Origin of the sequence: Pedobacter aquatilis (genome assembly GCF_032678405.1) — a bacterium.
Classification (GTDB): domain Bacteria; phylum Bacteroidota; class Bacteroidia; order Sphingobacteriales; family Sphingobacteriaceae; genus Pedobacter; species Pedobacter aquatilis_A.
Genome location: NZ_JAVTSJ010000006.1, coordinates 207556 through 225351, shown reverse-complemented (window position 1 = coordinate 225351; position 17796 = coordinate 207556). Strand labels below are relative to the sequence as shown.

At 37.4% G+C, this 17796-nt stretch carries 16 protein-coding genes and 2 tRNA genes; 15 read left to right on the top strand and 3 right to left on the bottom strand.

Features of this window, described 5'->3' with window-relative positions:
* Positions 1–4: 4 nt before the first annotated feature.
* The 7 genes from R2R71_RS16935 (at position 5) to R2R71_RS16905 (ending at position 9269) form a co-directional block, all read left to right on the top strand.
* Complete coding sequence (locus tag R2R71_RS16935) at positions 5–2869, top strand: PD-(D/E)XK nuclease family protein (protein WP_316832460.1); 2865 nt, start codon at positions 5–7, stop codon at positions 2867–2869.
* 182 nt (positions 2870–3051) lie between these two features.
* Positions 3052–3609, top strand: coding sequence for a GNAT family N-acetyltransferase (locus R2R71_RS16930; RefSeq protein ID WP_316832459.1), 558 nt, complete (start codon positions 3052–3054; stop codon positions 3607–3609).
* Positions 3610–3639: 30 nt separating this feature from the next.
* Positions 3640–3996, top strand: coding sequence for a VOC family protein (locus R2R71_RS16925; protein WP_316832458.1), 357 nt, complete (start codon positions 3640–3642; stop codon positions 3994–3996).
* Positions 3997–4192: 196 nt separating this feature from the next.
* On the top strand, positions 4193–5179 hold the full coding sequence (locus R2R71_RS16920) for a pyruvate dehydrogenase complex E1 component subunit beta (protein WP_316832457.1): 987 nt from the start codon (positions 4193–4195) through the stop codon (positions 5177–5179).
* A 474-nt stretch (positions 5180–5653) separates the two neighbouring features.
* Positions 5654–6229 (top strand): pentapeptide repeat-containing protein, encoded by a 576-nt coding sequence (locus tag R2R71_RS16915; protein WP_316832456.1) that lies wholly within the window; start codon positions 5654–5656, stop codon positions 6227–6229.
* A 30-nt stretch (positions 6230–6259) separates the two neighbouring features.
* Positions 6260–6631, top strand: coding sequence for an iron chaperone (locus tag R2R71_RS16910; RefSeq protein WP_316832455.1), 372 nt, complete (start codon positions 6260–6262; stop codon positions 6629–6631).
* A gap of 346 nt (positions 6632–6977) precedes the next feature.
* Entirely contained in the window at positions 6978–9269 is a 2292-nt protein-coding gene (locus R2R71_RS16905) for a Tex family protein (RefSeq protein ID WP_316832454.1), read from the top strand.
* Positions 9270–9317: 48 nt separating this feature from the next.
* Here R2R71_RS16905 and R2R71_RS16900 read toward each other — a convergent pair whose 3' ends face one another.
* The gene (locus R2R71_RS16900) at positions 9318–10397 is read right to left on the bottom strand and encodes a mechanosensitive ion channel family protein (protein ID WP_316832453.1); all 1080 of its coding nucleotides are present in this window, start codon (positions 10395–10397) and stop codon (positions 9318–9320) included.
* Positions 10398–11062: 665 nt separating this feature from the next.
* Between R2R71_RS16900 and rplM the strand changes: the two genes are divergently transcribed.
* The 7 genes from rplM to frr all read left to right on the top strand — a co-directional run bounded on the left by rplM (position 11063) and on the right by frr (position 16506).
* Entirely contained in the window at positions 11063–11506 is a 444-nt protein-coding gene (gene rplM / locus R2R71_RS16895; RefSeq protein ID WP_316832452.1) for a 50S ribosomal protein L13, read from the top strand.
* 3 nt (positions 11507–11509) lie between these two features.
* Positions 11510–11896 carry a 30S ribosomal protein S9 gene (gene rpsI, locus R2R71_RS16890; protein ID WP_039481187.1) on the top strand — a complete coding sequence of 129 codons (387 nt, stop codon included), beginning with the start codon at positions 11510–11512 and terminating at the stop codon, positions 11894–11896.
* An 18-nt stretch (positions 11897–11914) separates the two neighbouring features.
* Complete coding sequence (gene rpsB / locus R2R71_RS16885) at positions 11915–12748, top strand: 30S ribosomal protein S2 (RefSeq protein ID WP_316832451.1); 834 nt, start codon at positions 11915–11917, stop codon at positions 12746–12748.
* A 128-nt stretch (positions 12749–12876) separates the two neighbouring features.
* Positions 12877–13722, top strand: coding sequence for a translation elongation factor Ts (tsf, locus tag R2R71_RS16880; RefSeq protein WP_316832450.1), 846 nt, complete (start codon positions 12877–12879; stop codon positions 13720–13722).
* A 318-nt stretch (positions 13723–14040) separates the two neighbouring features.
* Entirely contained in the window at positions 14041–15135 is a 1095-nt protein-coding gene (gene nagA / locus R2R71_RS16875; protein ID WP_316832449.1) for an N-acetylglucosamine-6-phosphate deacetylase, read from the top strand.
* A 64-nt stretch (positions 15136–15199) separates the two neighbouring features.
* Positions 15200–15904: a UMP kinase gene (pyrH, locus tag R2R71_RS16870; RefSeq protein ID WP_316832448.1), complete on the top strand. Its 705-nt coding sequence runs from the start codon at positions 15200–15202 to the stop codon at positions 15902–15904.
* A 38-nt stretch (positions 15905–15942) separates the two neighbouring features.
* Positions 15943–16506, top strand: coding sequence for a ribosome recycling factor (gene frr / locus R2R71_RS16865; protein WP_316832447.1), 564 nt, complete (start codon positions 15943–15945; stop codon positions 16504–16506).
* Positions 16507–16635: 129 nt separating this feature from the next.
* Here frr and R2R71_RS16860 read toward each other — a convergent pair.
* Both R2R71_RS16860 and R2R71_RS16855 read right to left on the bottom strand, forming a co-directional pair.
* Positions 16636–16780: transfer RNA gene (locus R2R71_RS16860), tRNA-Asp, on the bottom strand.
* Positions 16781–16856: 76 nt separating this feature from the next.
* Positions 16857–16966, bottom strand: a tRNA-Asp gene (locus R2R71_RS16855).
* Between the two features lie 156 nt (positions 16967–17122).
* On the opposite strand from R2R71_RS16855, the gene R2R71_RS16850 reads away from it, so the two are divergent.
* A complete protein-coding gene (locus tag R2R71_RS16850) occupies positions 17123–17599 on the top strand; it encodes an Lrp/AsnC ligand binding domain-containing protein (RefSeq protein WP_025145395.1) in 477 nt (158 codons plus the stop codon).
* Positions 17600–17796: the final 197 nt, after the last annotated feature.

Below are 17796 nucleotides of genomic sequence, written 5' to 3'. Positions count from 1 at the left end.
AAAGATGAAAGCATTTTTACAGGAAGTTGCCGAAGATTTAGTTACCAGGTTTGGAAATCAACTCGAAAATTGTGCTATTGTTTTTAACAATAAAAGACCATCTGCTTATTTACAAAAACACTTTGCAGATATTATTGGTAAGCCTTTTTTCAGCCCTTCGGTTTTTACTATCCAGGAGTTTTTTGCAAGCGCTACCGATTATAAAATTGCTGATTTCTATTTGCAGTTTTTTACGCTCCATAAAATCTATAACGAGCTGCTGGTTGAAGAAAAGCTGGAAACAATATCAAGTCATAAGTTTTTTCCTTTAGCTAAAATCATTTTAAGTGATTTTAACCAGATTGATGCTGATTTGGTGGATGCAGAAAAGCTGTACCGGGATTTGGAAGATATCTCGGTGATTAATCAGGACTTTGCTTACCTAAGCCCGGAACAATACCAGTTTCTTGCTCAATTTTGGACTTCTTACTCGGAAGGAAAACATAAGAAACAGCAGGAGTTATTTATAAAAATGTGGCGAAGAATGCCAAAACTTTATAACAAATTCCATACTACTTTAAAAGCCCAGGGCTATTTAACCAATGGTTCAGTATATCGCCACCTGGCGGATGATATTACAAGTCATCAGGAGTTTATATCCAATTTCGATAAAGGAAAAATCATATTTGTTGGCTTCAATGCCCTTAGCAGTGCTGAAGCAAAAATTTTCACCCAATTACAGGAAGCGGAAAAGGCGCTCTTTTATTTCGATGCCGACCGTTATTATTTAGAAGATGTTTCGCAGGAAGCAGGTTTATTTTTAAGAAAAAACCTTAATCTTCTTCGTTTAAAAAATGAATTTTCTGAAAAGGAAAGTTTAATGAAAACTGCCGAACACCATGTAAATGTTTTTAAGGTTCAGGGGCAATCAGCCCAGGCAAAAATCCTTAATAATATTTTGGAGGATGACTATACCGATGCAGAAACCCTAGGTAGAACAGTGGTGGTTTTAGCTGATGAAAGTTTGTTGATTCCGACTTTACAAACCATCCCTACTACATTTAACAATAAAGATGTTAACCTGAATGTAACCATGGGTTTTGCGCTATCTACTTCAAGCATCTTTGGTTTGGTCGATTTATGGTTAGCTTCTCAGCTTGAAGTTTTACAAGGCGATAAAGTTAGCTACAAAAATGTCGAAGCGTTTCTGACTCACCCTTTAACAGGTTTAACACAAAAAATGCGTGACAAAATCCTTACGGCTTTGCTGGAGGAAAATCAGGTTGAAATAGATCATAAGCGACTTTTACGACAAAACGGATTATTTGAGGTCTTCTATAAAAAAATTGAACAACCTCAAATTGTGGTAACCAACCTGCTCGAGGTTTTGGATTTTGTTTTAACCCGGTTATCGAACGCGAAAACCTTAAAGAAAATTGATGCCGAGCTTTTTGTTAAAACCATTCAGGAATTAAACCGGCTACATGATACTTTTAACAGCCATATTGGCAAGGAGGAGATTCCGTTTGTAATTTATCTCGTGCAGAAATCGCTGCAAGCTATTGCAGTTCCACTTTCGGGAGATCCCTTGAATGGAATCCAGGTAATGGGATTACTCGAAACCCGTAACCTGAACTTTGATAAGGTAGTTATTTTAGGTTTCAATGAGGGAATTATTCCAAAATCTTCTATCGGAAATAGTTTCATACCCGATTCCATCCGCCGGGTTTATGGCTTACCCGTTTTAGAGAATTTAGATGCTATTTCATCATACATGGTTTATCGGCTGATGCAAAGAGCAAGTAATATCAACTTTGTTTACAACAGCTTAACTGATGAATCTACATCAGGCGAAGCCAGCAGAATTTTAAAGCAACTGGAGTACGAGAGTGGTTTCAGCTTCAAATACAATGAGTTAAACCTGGAGGTAAAAACCGAATCATTTAGAGAAGTACAGATTGAAAAAACCGGAAATGCCTTTATTCAGGAAACACTTCAAAAGTATTTAGCTAAAAAGAAAATACTCTCGCCATCGGCCCTAACACAATACATTTCCAATCCGATAGATTTTTTCTTCAATTATATCGCGGGTATTAAAGAACCAAAAGAAATCAGTGCAGTTGTAGAAGCCAATGAAATTGGTTCGATTTTGCACAAAGTGATGGAATATTTCTATGAAGAGTTGAGGAGTGCTGAAATTACCGCAGAAAGGATTAAAGAAAGGCAAAAATTAATTCCAAAACTGATTCAAAAGGGTTTTAATGCAGTAATGTTTAATCATCCCGACAAGGTAATGGAATACAAAGGCATGCAAAAAGTAATTCTTGCCATTGTTGAAGCTTATGTAAATATTATTCTGAACCAAGATATTTCCCAAACGCCTTTTACAATTATCAGTCTGGAGCAAAAGGTAGAAGCCGAAATCAGCTTTCCTTTAAATGGAAAAGAGGAAAGCATTAAAATATTTGGTTACATAGACCGTGTTGATGTTAAAGATGGCATCACCAAAATTGTGGATTATAAAACAGGGAGCGATAAATTGGCCTTCAAAGACGTTGATGAACTCTTTAACTCCGATGGAAAACACATTAATAAGGCACTGATTCAGACATTACTTTATACTTATGCTTATGAACAATCGGCAGGAAAGACTTGTGTAGAACCAAATCTGTATATCGTAAAAACAATGAACGACCCAATGTACGGTGGTGTTTGGTTTAAATCTAACCGGCAGGTTTTACGTGGTGATTTTCTCGAAGAAATTAAGCCTTTATTCCTCGCCAAACTGAAAGAAAAGCTTGCTGAATTATTTGGTTCACCTTATTTTAAAGCAAGCGAAATTCCTGATAATTATAAATATTCGATTTATAAAACCTTATTCGGGAAGTAAGGGTTTACCGTAAGCCATTGGTTTCCGCTATTGCGAAACACGAAGCAATCTTAAGGCGCATTTATTAACTAATAGTAGCAAGATTGCTTCGTGCCTCGCAATGACGAGCTGTTCAAAGCTAAAAACCTCATTTCTTTGCGAAAAACTTTGTGCACTTTGCGGTTAATCGCTTAAATTTAAAAATGCTTAGCCTAAACTTCACCAAATTTCCTGTACTCGAAACAGAAAGATTAATCCTTCGCGAGCATGCCCTTTCAGATGCTGAAACGCTGTATGCCATGCGCACCAATGAGGCGGTTATGCAATTCATCGACCGTGAAAGACCAAAAGATTTGATGGAGATTAAAACCTTTATTACCAAATTTAATGAGGGCTTTGAAACTGGCGATAACTTAGCCTGGGTAATTGCCTTGAAAGAAAATCCAAATCAAATGATTGGTTCAATTGGCTATTGGCGAACAGATTTTGCAAACCATCGTGCTGAAATCGGTTACATGCTTCACCCCGATTTTTGGCGCCAAGGAATTATATCCGAAGCCCTAAAAAGAACCATTGACTTTGGCTTTACCGATATTAACCTGCATACCATCAGCGCAAATATTAATGTTAAAAATGATGCATCACGGCAAATGTTGCGCAAACATGGTTTTGTAAAAGAAGCATGCTTTAAGCAAAATTATTATTTCAACGGGCAGTTTTTAGATAGCGAGATTTACGGATTGTTGAATCCAAATCATTAAATTCAAAGTAATAATAAGATATAAGTTACCATGTTCAAAGCAGCAGTACCAATTTTAGCTTCACTTAATACTGAAGATACAGTGAAATTCTATACAGAAAAGTTAGGCTTTACTTTTCATTCTGATTGGGATGGCTACCTGATTTTCAGTCGTGACGGTATGGATTTACATTTCTGGACCACAGATAACACTGAATACCCAAAAAACACCGGCTGCTATATTAACGTTACCGAAGTTGATCAGCTTTATGCAGAATATAGTGTTCATGATATTATTCATCCCGAAGGTGCACTAAAAGATATGCCCTGGGAGATGCGGCAGTTTTCTATTTTGGATAACAATGGGAATATCATCCATTTTGGAGAAGAAATTTCGGGAAATCCTTAAATCTTAATACAAAAACAAGATTGACCATAGCAAAGCAAAATAATATTTCAGCTAACTAAAAATAATGCCTGAAATTAAGTTTCAAAAGCACCTAAATTCTCAATAATCAACCATAATTATTACAAAATACAGGCATTATTGCCTTTGGTTTCAATGCGATTAATAATTATATTTGCCACCGTTATTAAAATTTACAATGAGAGAAATCCAATTTAGAGAAGCACTACGCGAAGCCATGAGCGAAGAAATGCGTAAAGATGACCGCGTTTTTTTATTAGGTGAAGAAGTAGCAGAATATAACGGAGCATACAAAGTTAGTCAAGGCATGCTTGCGGAATTTGGTGCTAAACGCATTATCGATACCCCGATTGCCGAATTAGGTTTCGCAGGTATTGCAACGGGTGCTGCAACAGCAGGCCTTATTCCAATTGTGGAGTTCATGACATTTAACTTCTCATTAGTAGCTATCGACCAAATCATCAACGGTGCTGCTAAAATTTTATCAATGAGTGGTGGTCAGTTTTCATGCCCTATGGTTTTCCGTGGCCCAACAGGTAACGCCGGACAATTAGGTGCACAACACTCTCAAAACTTCGAAAACTGGTATGCAAATACACCAGGTTTAAAAGTAGTTGTTCCATCAACTCCTTACGATGCAAAAGGTTTATTAAAACAAGCTATCATTGATCCAGATCCGGTAATTTTCATGGAATCTGAGGTAATGTACGGCGATAAAGGCGATGTTCCTGCTGAAGAATATTATATCGAATTCGGTAAGGCTAACATCACGAAACAAGGTACCGATGTAACTATTGTAACTTTCGGTAAAATGTTAACCCGTGTTGTTAACCCTGCTGTTGAAGAATTAACTAAAGAAGGAATCAACGTTGAGGTAATCGATTTACGTACTGTACGTCCTATCGATTACGCAACAATCATTGAGTCGGTTAAGAAAACCAACCGTTTAGTTGTTGTTGAAGAAGCATGGCCATTGGCTTCAATTTCATCAGAAATTGCTTTCAACGTTCAAAAAAATGCTTTCGATTATTTAGACGCACCAGTATTACGTATCACTTGTGCAGATGTTCCGCTTCCATATTCTCCAACTTTAATTGCTGCCAGCTTACCAAATGCTGAAAGAGTAATTAAAGCGGTTAAAGAAGTAATGTACGCAACAAAATAAATTGTCATTCTGAGCGCAGCTTAGAATCTCATCAGATATAAATCCTCCAAAGCAATTTGGGGGATTTTTGCATTATAAGTCATTGCGAAACATGAAGCAATCTCGCTTCAACACAATCTTCTCCACCATATAAGTCATTTAAGAACATTTAAGCTTATATGAATTAAGATTTCATAATTGGAAAATAATATGAAAATCTATGCCTGGTAATTCTTAGTTAATAGCAGCCCCGCCATACATTCCAATCTTTTTTAAACGTCTGTCATGCTGAGGAACGAAGCATCCGTTTCATAGGTTGCAGATGCTTCGTTCCTCAGCATGACAGTATATTCAGGGTTGCTACCACAAAAAAGTATTTCCATTTCTGTCGGGTTTATTTTACCCAAACCTGTTCAAAAAACCCGGTTTTGCTTCCTACCAAACCCCATAAAACAATCTATATTTTTTATCTTAGCTCGACAAAAAAACGAATAAATGTCTGAGAGTTATATTGTTGAACAAACATTTGATAAGGAAGATTTTACCTTAAGAACCTTACCAAAAGCCGAATACGAAAACTGCAAATTCATTAGTTGTAATTTTTCCAGCTCCGATTTAAGTGGAATAAAATTTCTCGATTGTACATTTATTTCCTGCAACCTGAGCTTAGCAGGCCTAACCAAAACCTCGTTTATCGATGTAAACTTTAGCGATTGTAAAATGCTGGGCTTACGCTTTGAAAACTGTAACGATTTTGGTTTGGCTTTCAACTTCGAAAACTGTAAACTTGATCATTCTTCTTTCTATAAATTGAAGCTGAAGAAGACTTCTTTCAAGGATTCACAATTGCAAGAGGTAGATTTTACGGAGACCGACCTTGCTAACTCAATTTTTGACAATTGCGATTTGCTGAAAACAACCTTTGAGAGAACAATCCTTGAAAAGGCTGATTTCAGAACTGCATACAATTACGCTATTGATCCAGATCGAAACCGCATTAAAAAGGCACGATTCTCCATATCGGGTTTAGCAGGTTTATTGCACAAATACGATATTGTAATCAGCGACTAAATCGACCTATATTTTTCCTAATTTAAAGTTATGGAAAATATAACGCCACAAACCATTGATGAATACATTGCTTTATTCCCTGCAAAAACACAGCAGCTTTTGCAACAGATTCGTGAAACCATTCATAAAGCTGTACCTAATGCAAAAGAAGTAATCAGTTATAAAATGCCAGCTTTTAAGCAAAATGGTGTTTTAGTTTATTTTGCAGCATACGAAAAGCATATAGGCTTCTATCCCACAGGCTCCGGAATTGAAGCCTTTAAACATGAATTCGGTGATTACAAATGGAGCAAAGGTGCCGTTCAGTTTCCATTAAATAAACCAATGCCATTAGACTTAATTACGAGGATCACAAAATTTAAAGCCGAACGAGATTCACGAAAAATAGCAGAAAAGAAATAACACCATCTCATTTATGATACGCTATGCAAATCTCAGTATTTGCAAAAACCCGTGTTAGTTAAACGGGATTGAAGCGGTATACTTTTTTGTTTGTCATCCTGAGCGTAGTTGAAGGACAGACAAAAAAGATATAGCATAAAGCCCAACTAACGTTTAAAAAAATCTTCTGTTTTTGCTTTCCATAAATTAATCGATTAAACTTCTATAGTTCCTCAACAACCTAAAAGATCACGAAATCTTATAAATCAAGTAATAATTTTACTCACACTTTCTGGTGGAAAACTTCACCTTAAAAAACTTTAAATCCAGCAAATCCTGATTAGCTTTGCCACATTAATTTTTGAATATGTTAACTCACCATAAAATAATTGCTGCAGAATTAAACGTTGCAGAAAAACAAGTAACCGCCACCATAAACTTATTGGATGAAGGTGCAACTGTTCCGTTTATTTCGCGCTACCGTAAAGAAGCAACAGGTAGTTTGGACGAAGTTGAAGTTGCTGCCATCCGCGATCGGGTTACGCAATTACGCGATTTAGACAAACGTAGGGAAGCGATTTTAAAATCGATGACCGAGCTTGGAAAATTAACGCCAGCGCTTGAAAAACAAATTAACGAAGCCGAAACTATTTCTTTACTGGAAGATATTTACCTGCCTTACAAACCGAAACGTAAGACCCGTGCTTCAATGGCAAAAGAAAAAGGTTTAGAACCTCTGGCTTTACAGATTTTCGAGCAACAAAATTTCGATTTAGAAGCTTCTGCTGATAAATTTATTGATACTGAAAAAGGTGTAAACTCACTCGATGAGGCTTTAGCCGGTGCCCGTGATATTATTGCCGAAATGATTTCGGAAAATGCCGAGGCCCGAACCAAAATGCGTACATACTTTCAGGAAAAAGCTGAGTTTAAATCAGAAGTAATTAAAGGGAAAGAAGAAGAAGGCATTAAATATAAAGATTACTTCGAATGGAATGAACCCGTAAAAACAGCGGCTTCGCACCGCGTGTTGGCCATGCGCCGTGGCGAAAAGGAACTAATTTTACGCTTAGATGCACTTCCTCCTGCTGAAGATGCACTTACCATTTTAGAGAACCAGTTTATCCTGGCTAACAATGCAGCATCAAAACAAGTACAGCAAGCACTTGAAGATGGTTATAAGCGCTTACTAGAACCGGCCATGGAAACTGAGCTTCGTGTTTTCACCAAACAGAAAGCCGATGAAGAAGCGATTCGAGTTTTTGCAGAAAACGCCCGCCAATTGTTGCTTGCGGCTCCAATGGGGCAAAAAAATGTGCTGGCTATCGACCCTGGTTTCCGTACAGGTTGTAAAGTGGTTTGTTTAGATAAGCAAGGCCAGTTATTGGAAAATACGGCCATTTATCCACATACCGGACAAGGAAATGAGAAAAATGCGGCATTCTTGATTCAGCAGCTTTGCGAAAAACATGATGTGGAGGCCATCGCCATAGGTAATGGAACTGCCGGTAGGGAAACTGAAGCTTTTGTTCGTGGTTTAAATATACCGAACATTACCATCGTAATGGTTAACGAAAGTGGTGCATCAATTTATTCTGCTTCCGAAGTTGCCCGTGAAGAATTCCCTACACAGGATATTACCGTTCGTGGGGCAGTATCAATCGGTCGCCGCTTAATGGATCCACTAGCAGAGCTGGTTAAAATCGATCCAAAATCTATTGGTGTAGGCCAATATCAACATGATGTTGATCAGAATAAATTACAGGCAAGTTTGGATGATACGGTAATTAGTGCGGTAAATGCCGTTGGCGTAGAGCTAAACACCGCTTCGAAACAAATTCTAGCTTATGTTTCAGGTTTGGGCCCAACCTTAGCCCAAAACATTGTTGATTACAGAAATACCAACGGAGCCTTTAAAAACCGTGAAAGCCTGAAAAAAGTTCCCCGTTTAGGCGATAAAGCCTATGAGCAGGCAGCTGGTTTCTTGCGTATCCGAAACGCTGAGAATGTTCTGGATACCAGTGGTGTTCACCCTGAGCGTTATGCTGTAGTTGATAAAATGGCTAAAGATTTGGGTACGACTGTTTCTTCATTGATGAAAGATACTCAACTACAGAAACAAATAAAGCTACAGCAATATGTAACTGATGAAATTGGTTTACCTACGTTAACCGATATTTTAAAAGAGTTGGCTAAGCCAGGTCGCGACCCGCGTGAACAGTTCGAAGCTTTCAGTTTTACTGAGGGTGTTAATGAAATATCGGATTTGAGAACAGGCATGAAATTGCCAGGCATAGTAACCAACATTACCAACTTTGGTGCCTTTGTCGATATCGGCGTTCATCAGGATGGTTTGGTTCACACCAGTCAACTGGCCAATCGTTTTGTGGCAAACCCGAATGATGTGGTTAAAGTTCACCAAAAAGTAGAGGTTACCGTGATGGAAGTTGATGTTGCTCGCAAAAGAATTTCTTTATCGATGAAAACTGAAGTTAGTCCGAAGTCGGGAGGTGGAAATCCGAAATATAAAGAACAGAAGCCAAGGCAAGATTATAAACAGAACAATTCAAAACCTAATTTTAAGCCTAAGCATGAACAAAAAGATGCTGATGGTGATTTGCAGGAGAAACTGGCAAAACTGAAAGGCATGTTTAAATAATTTTTCACCACCTTAGGCGCCTTAGCTGAGGTGTCTAAGGTGGTGAAATCATATATTTTCAGGTTTATCTTTAAACTCCAGCCTTTTCTTTGGTAAGCTTTCCGGATAATCCGTTTGGATGAAAGTAATCATTGCCTCCCGGATATTGCAGCGTAAATCAAAAGCCCGTGAAGAGTTAGAGGCACTCATCAGAAAACGCACCTCTATCGCCCCATCTTTAGTACTATCTGTAACCTGTACCACATTTACCCTTTTATCCCAAAGTGGATTTAAATTTAAAAGCCTTGTCATTTCCTGACGTAAGGGTTCTATTGGAATCGTGTAATCAAGATATAAGAAAACTGTGCCTAATAAATCTGCCGAAACCCTTGTCCAGTTTTGAAATGGCTTTTCTATAAAATAAGTAATCGGAAGAATTAACCTCCTTTGATCCCATATATTTACCACTACATAGGTCAGAGTAATTTCTTCAACTTTACCCCATTCCCCCTCAACAATTAGTACATCATCAATCCGTATAGGTTGAGTAAAAGCGATTTGGAAACCTGCGAGTAAATTCCCCAGCGATTTCTGTGCGGCAAAACCAATAATAATTCCACCAATACCTACACCAGTTAGCAAACCTGCACCTATTTTACGCATACTATCGAAACTCAATAAAATAATGGCTGCAGTAATAAGAATGATTAAGGATACGATAAACTTCCTTACAAACTGAAGTTGAGTCCTTATTTTTCGCTCCTTTAAATTATTCTCTTTGTTAAGGTCATATTTAAGGTAGAAAAAGTCTTCGAGCACATTTATTAACCTGACTAAGATTAAGGCAAAGGTGATTGTGAGTGCAATTTCCAGACATTTAGCTAAAGGAATTCGGATTGCAGCTGGCATTACCATTAAATCGAGCGAAAAATTAAGAAATAGCAATGGAATAAAAACCGCTACTGGTCCATGTAAATGTTTAATTGTTGATTTTATGATGATAAAATCCCACCAGCGGGAAAGTAAAATAAATATTTTGTGAATGATGAACCTGACTAAAGTACCTAGCAATATAGCAATGACACCGATAATCAGATTTTTAAAAAATATAGGAATGGGATAGCCGAAAAAAGTATCAAGGTACTGCATAAACAAATTTGTTGGTTAAGGGATATTAATTTAACAACAGGTATTGTTTATTGTTTGAAGTGGCAAATTGCGGCTTCAAGTTGCCGATGGAAGAAGAAAGATTCGATATGCATTTACAGCATACGGTGCTCTGATGCTTCCAAGTGTTTAAACAGCCAGCGGGCGATTCGGATTGTAAGAATATTTACGAGATTACACCAATGGCTAATGGAGCCGAGAAAGAGGATTGGATTTAAGCCCGATGATTTGTAGGCTTTTGCGCCCAGCAGATAATAGTATGATAAACCAAAGTTTCCTAAACGGGATTGCAGCGATATCCTTTTAAATTTGCAGATTCTTCGTTCACAATGTCATGCTGAGGTACGAAGCATCTACAGCCTATGAAACAGATCCTTCGTTCCACAGCATTGCAGGAGTCATTTAAAAGATTTAGCGGAAAGCCCGGCCGAAGCTAACCGAAGAATTACTGGAATTGCTTTACATATTCTGTAAATATCTTTTCATTAAAGCAGATGCTGAAATAAATTCAGCATGACGGTTATCTTTAATAAATCAATATCAAAATTTTTCTCACCAACTATTTGATAATAAAAGTATTCTATCTATCTTTGCAGTCCCAATTTTAATGGGAATAATAAATTGTTTAATAAATTAAATACAAGCAAGTGAATACGTTAAGTTACAAAACTGTCTCGGCCAATGCTAAAACTGTAAACAAGCAGTGGGTTGTTGTTGATGCGGAAGGCGAGATTTTGGGGCGCTTGTCATCGAAGATCGCAATGATCATCCGTGGTAAAAACAAGCCTGAGTACACCCCACACGTAGACTGCGGTGATAACGTAATTGTTATCAATGCGGACAAGGTTAAATTGACAGGAAACAAATTCAGCGAAAAAGAATATGTTTCATATACTGGTTATCCAGGTGGTCAACGTTTTATCTCTCCAAAAGAGTTAATGGCGAAACACCCTCAACGTGTAATCGAGAAAGCGGTACGTGGTATGTTACCGAAAACTAAATTGGGTAAAAAATTATACACTAATCTTTTTGTGTATGCTGGTGCAAACCACCCTCATGCAGCTCAATCTCCAAAAACCATTAAACTTTAAGAAATGTCAGTTACTAACACTTCAGGAAGAAGAAAAACAGCTGTAGCACGTATCTACTTAAAAGATGGTGCTGGCGCAATTACCGTTAACGGTAAAGATCACAAAGAATATTTCCCTACTTTACCTTTACAATATATCGTAAACCAAAGTTTAGAAGTTGCTGAACTTGCTGGTCGTTATGATATCACTGTAAATGTTCAAGGCGGTGGAGTAAAAGGACAAGCAGAAGCTGTTCGTTTAGCTATTGCTAAAGCGATTGTTGAACTAGATGCGGAGAAAAAACCTGCTTTACGTGCTAAAGGCCTAATGACGCGTGATATGCGTATGGTTGAGCGTAAGAAACCAGGACGTGCTAAAGCCCGTAAGAAATTCCAATTCAGTAAACGTTAATCACAGGAGGCAAGAACAATGGCAAGAACAACTTATCAAGACTTATTGGATGCAGGTGTACACTTTGGTCACCTTACCCGTAAATGGAATCCAAAAATGGCTCCTTACATTTTCATGGAGCGTAATGGAATCCACATTATAGATTTAAACAAAACTTTAACTAAAACTGAAGAAGCTGCGGCTGCGATTAAACAAATCGTAAAATCAGGACGTAAAGTTTTATTTGTATCAACAAAAAAACAAGCAAAAGGAATCGTAGCTGAGCAAGCTAAAAAAGTAAACATGCCTTTCGTAACCGAGCGTTGGTTAGGTGGTATGTTAACTAACTTTGCTACAGTACGTAAGTCAATCAAAAAGATGTCTAACATCGATAAAATGACTAAAGACGGTACTTATGCTATTTTATCTAAAAAAGAGCGTTTAATGATTCAGCGTGAGCGTATTAAATTAGAATCACTTTTAGGTGGTATTGCTGATTTAAACCGTTTACCAGCAGCTTTATTCTTAATTGATGTTAAGAAAGAGCACATTGCAGTTACTGAAGCGTTAAAATTAAACATCCCAACTTTTGCGATGGTTGATACGAACTCTGATCCTTCTAACATCGATTTCCCAATCCCTGCGAATGATGATGCTACAAAATCAATCTCTTTAATTACTGATGTAATTATCAAAGCGATCGAAGAAGGTTTAGAAGAACGTAAACGCGAAAAAGACGATGAGGCAGAAAAAGAAGCAGTAGCTGTTAAAGCTGCAGCTGATGCTCCGGAAGCAAAAGAGCCAAGACGTAAAAAAGCTGCTGAGGCAGAAGTTGAAGCATCTTCATCAGAAGAAACTAAAACAGAAGAATAGTAATATTTTTTAATTGCAGGTTACTGGTTTCAGGTTTTAAGTTGGCTTAACATGAGTTTAACTTGGCGCTTGTAACTTGTAACCTGTAATTGTTATAACAAGATTATAAATTTAAAAAAGGAAATAAAATGTCTACAGTACAAATTACTGCCGCAGATGTAAATAAACTACGCCAACAAACTGGCGCTGGTATGATGGATTGCAAAAAAGCATTAGTAGAATCAAATGGCGATTTCGAAGCTGCTGTTGATTTATTGCGTAAAAAAGGTCAAAAAGTATCAGCCGCTCGTTCTGGTAATGCTACTTCTGAAGGCTTGGTATCAATCAATGTTTCAGCTGACGGTACAAATGGTAAATTAGTTGCTCTAGCTTGCGAAACTGAGCCAGTTTCTAAAGTTGAGGATTTCCGTAATTTAGCTCAGTCTATTTTAGCTGCAGCTGTTGCTAACAACCCTGCTACTGTTGAAGAATTATCAGCGATTGCTTTAGAAGATGGACGTTCAGTTGCTGAAACTATCACTGAATTAACAGGTAAAATTGGAGAGAAAATCGTTATCCAGGAATATGCAAATATCTCTGGTGAGAAAATCGTTTCTTATATCCACTCTAATGGCAAAATGGGCGTTTTAGTAGTATTTGCTGGTGCTAACGGTGCAGATATCACTGAAGCTGGTAAAGATGTTGCAATGCAGATTGCAGCTATGAACCCGGTTGCTGTTGATAAAGACGGTGTTGATCCTGCTACTGTTGAGCGTGAAATCGAAATTGCTAAAGACGTTATCCGTCAGGAAGGCAAACCAGAAGAAATGGTTGAAAAAATCGCTGCTGGTAAATTAAATAAATTCTACAAAGACAGTACTTTATTAAACCAGGAGTTTGTTAAAGACGGTTCAATAGATGTTCGTAAATTTTTAGATAACACAGCTAAAGGTTTAACAGTAACTGCTTTCAAACGCGTTCAATTAGGTGCATAAGCATTATTAAAATTATAGAAACCGTCCCGATGCAAATCAGGACGGTTTTTTTTTGCCTGTTTTTTAGGAAACGGATGAGATGTAAAACTTTGGAACTGCAGTGACGCTATTAATCTTTTTCTAAACTTTTGTCATTCTAAGGAAAGAAGAATCTGTTTCATCGGTTGCAGATGCTTCGTGCCTCAGCACGACAGTGTATTTGGGATCAATGCAACAAAAAGCATTTCCACATACTCGGGATTATTGTTAAAGCTTCGACATAAAAGCAAAAAATTCATTATCAACTTAGTAAATTAGATACTTTTAAAAAATACATCTATGCTAAACCTATCCAATATAAAATTTTACCAGAACGATAATTTACAAGAAGGAAAAAGTATAAATATCCAGGGTGGTAAAATTGTGTCAATTCAAAACTCTGAAGCTAACAGCACCACTGAATCACTAGTTGTTCCAGGTTTTATCGATTTACAAATTTACGGTGCAGGTGGCAGGTTGTTCTCTGCTCAACCTACTGTAGAATCGTTAACGATCATCGAAAATGATTTACTTAAAAAAGGTACAACCGGTTTTTTGGCTTGTATGGCAACTAATACCCCCGAGGTTTTTAGCGAATGTATTAAAGCAGCAAAGGAACACCGTTCAACTGCAAAAAACTGCTTAGGTCTACACCTTGAAGGCCCTTTTTTAAACCCTAAACGCTTGGGTGCACATGTTCCGGAATTTGTCAGAAAGGCTTCTTTAGATGAGATTAAAGCTTTACTGGATTTTGCTGATGGTGTAATTAAAATGATGACTATTGCTCCGGAATTGCAAGATGATGAAGTAATTACTTATTTACTGGATAATGGTATTGTCGTTTCGCTTGGGCATAGTAATGCTACTTTTGATGAGGCCACAGCTGCTTATAACAAGGGCATCCAAACTACCACCCATCTTTTCAATGCCATGAGCCCGATTCATCACCGCGAACCTGGGATACTAACTGCTTTGTTCAATCATGATAAAGCAGTTGCCAGTATTATTGCAGACGGACAACATGTTGATTTTGAAGTGGTAAAATTTGCAAAGAAGTTATTAGGCGACCGACTGTTTTTAATTACAGATGCCGTGACAGCATGTTCAAAAGGGCCTTATCAGCATATAAAAAGCGGAGATAAGTTCGTTATGCCTGATGGAACTTTATCAGGCTCCTCGTTAACCATGTTACAGGCTGTTAAAAATTGTGTGCAACATTGTGATATTTCTTTAGCTGAAGCTTTAAACATGGCTACAAAATATCCATCGCAACTAATTGGAATAGAAAAACTGACCGGAGAAATTGCCATTAATAAAGCTGCAGACTTACTGGTACTCGATGAAAACTTAAATCTCTTAGAGGTAATATTCAGAGGTGAAAAAATATCAATCTAAATATTTACATCAATTATGAAAAAGCATAGTCAAGTATTAAAAAAATGTTAATATTTTTGAGGTCATGAAATACAAACGCATCCTACTAAAGCTTAGCGGCGAATCGCTAATGGGCGACAAACAATACGGTATTGATAATGAACGTGTTAAACAATATGCTGAAGATATTAAAGCAGTGCACGATAAAGGATTAGAAATAGCCATCGTAATTGGAGGAGGAAATATCTTTAGAGGCCTAAGCGCCGAAAAAAGTGGGATGGACAGAGCCCAGGCAGATTATATGGGCATGTTAGCAACAGTTATTAATTCAATGGCATTACAAGATGCCCTTGAGAAAGTTGGCTTAAAAACACGTTTGCTTACAGCCATTAAAATGGAGCAAATTTGTGAGCCTTTTATTCGCAGAAGAGCTGTTCGCCACCTGGAAAAAGGCCGTGTTGTTATTTTTGGTGCTGGTACAGGTAATCCTTATTTTACTACTGATTCGGCCGCAGCCTTAAGAGCAATTGAAATTAAAGCCGATGCAGTGTTAAAAGGAACACGTGTAGATGGGATTTATACTGCCGATCCGGAGAAAGACCCTTCGGCTACTAAGTACGAAGAAATTACTTTCAAAGAAGTTTATGCCAAAGGTTTAAATGTAATGGACATGACTGCCTTTACGCTTTGCGAAGAAAACAAGGTTCCGATTATTGTGTTTGATATGAATAAACATGGTAACTTCATGAAAATTGCCAATGGCGAAGCGATTGGTACTTTAGTAAAATAGCATTTAAAATTATTATTTTTGTAGAAATACACACAATTATGAACGAACTCATACAGTTGCAATTAATGGATGCCCAATCTTCAATGGATAAGGCCATCGATCATTGCGAAGCTGAATTAACTAAAATAAGAGCTGGTAAAGCATCTGCAGGAATGCTTGATGGAATTTTTGTAGATTATTACGGCGCACAAACTGCTTTAGCTCAGGTAGCAAGCATTAATACTCCTGATGCCAGAACTATTGTAATACAGCCATGGGAGAAATCGCTTTTAACGGTAATCGAGAAAGCAATTCAGGTTGCAAACATTGGCATCAATCCACAAAATGATGGTATCGTTATCCGTTTGGTTGTACCACCGTTAACTGAAGAACGCAGGAAAGAGTTGGTTAAAAAAGTAAAGGAAGAGGCTGAACGCGGTCGTATTACTGTACGTAACATTCGTAAGGATGCCAACACTAAAATCCAGAAATTAAAAGGCGAAGGCGTTTCTGATGATGAGATTAAAACCGGCGAAGGTGAAGTACAAAAATTAACTGATGCATACATTGTTAAAGTTGATAAACACGCCGAAGCAAAAGAAAAAGATGTAATGACTGTTTAATGGTCATAGAGATATTATTCAGAAAGGGGGCAAAATTTTTGCTCCTTTTTTGTTTAAAAAGCATTAAAAAGAAAAAGAGCAACCTATCCAGGATTGCTCAATTAACTAACTTATTATTCATAAAAAATGCTGTTGGGGAAGGAGTCGAACCTTCAAGGGGTAGTTAGCTACAGTTCAAAAAATTAATTTGTGGTCAACCCAATAAACTGCGTTTGTCCCATTATTCCCCACCACCGAGACAAGGAGGCGTGTCTGCCAATTTCACCACCCAACATTGTTAAGTATTCAGTAAGCAGTTTTCAATTCTCAGTTAACGCTAACTGTATATTGGCTACTGCAAACTGAAACAGCTGTAGGGGAAGGAATCGAACCTTCAAGGAGTGGTTAGCCATTGCTGGTTTTCCCATTATTCTCCGCCACCGAGACAAGGAGGTGTGTCTGCCTGTTTCACCACCCTACAGTATGTTAAGCAATTTGTTAAAGAACGTTTCTTTTTGTTATTTGCTTAATACAAATGTAATGGATGTGTAAATACCTTGCAAATATTTTAATCATTTAATTTTATTTTTGTGATATTGTTAATTTTTATTAAATTCGCTTATCAAAATTCAAAAATATGCTTAAAAAAGACAATTCCAATTTAGAAATTGACAACCTCGACATTGATATATTGAAGCAATTGATGCAGGATGCCACAAAACCATATACTGAAATTGCTAAAGACTTAATTGTTTCGGGCGGAACTATTCATGTCAGGATGAAGAAATTACAGGAAATGGGCATCATTAAAGGCTCTCATTTAATCATCGACCCGCAAAAGGCAGGTTATGATATCTGTGCCTTTTTAGGTATTTATCTGGAAAAAGGTATACAATATAAAGATGCGGTAGCACAACTGAGCAAAATAAAAGAGGTTGTAGAGTTACATTATACAACAGGTGCTTACAGTATGTTTGCGAAGATTATTTGTCGGGACACGAACCATCTTCGCCATGTTCTAAACGAAGAAATTCAGGCAGTGAATGGCATACAACGTACTGAAACTTTAATATCATTGGAAGAGAGTATTAAAAGACAAATTGAGCTGGGCTAATATGCAGTGTTTAAGCAGCTATGGTTTGAGCGATGGATAGCAGTGTGTTTGGATAGCTAAGTTATAGGCACCCAGCCGAAAATAGTATTAAAACATTAGCCATTCAGACCCGATTGGCGTGAACATGAAGCCACAGCTTTTTAAGCTGTGGATGAGTAAAACAGAAAGCGTGAGCATGCTTAAAAATGATACTATAA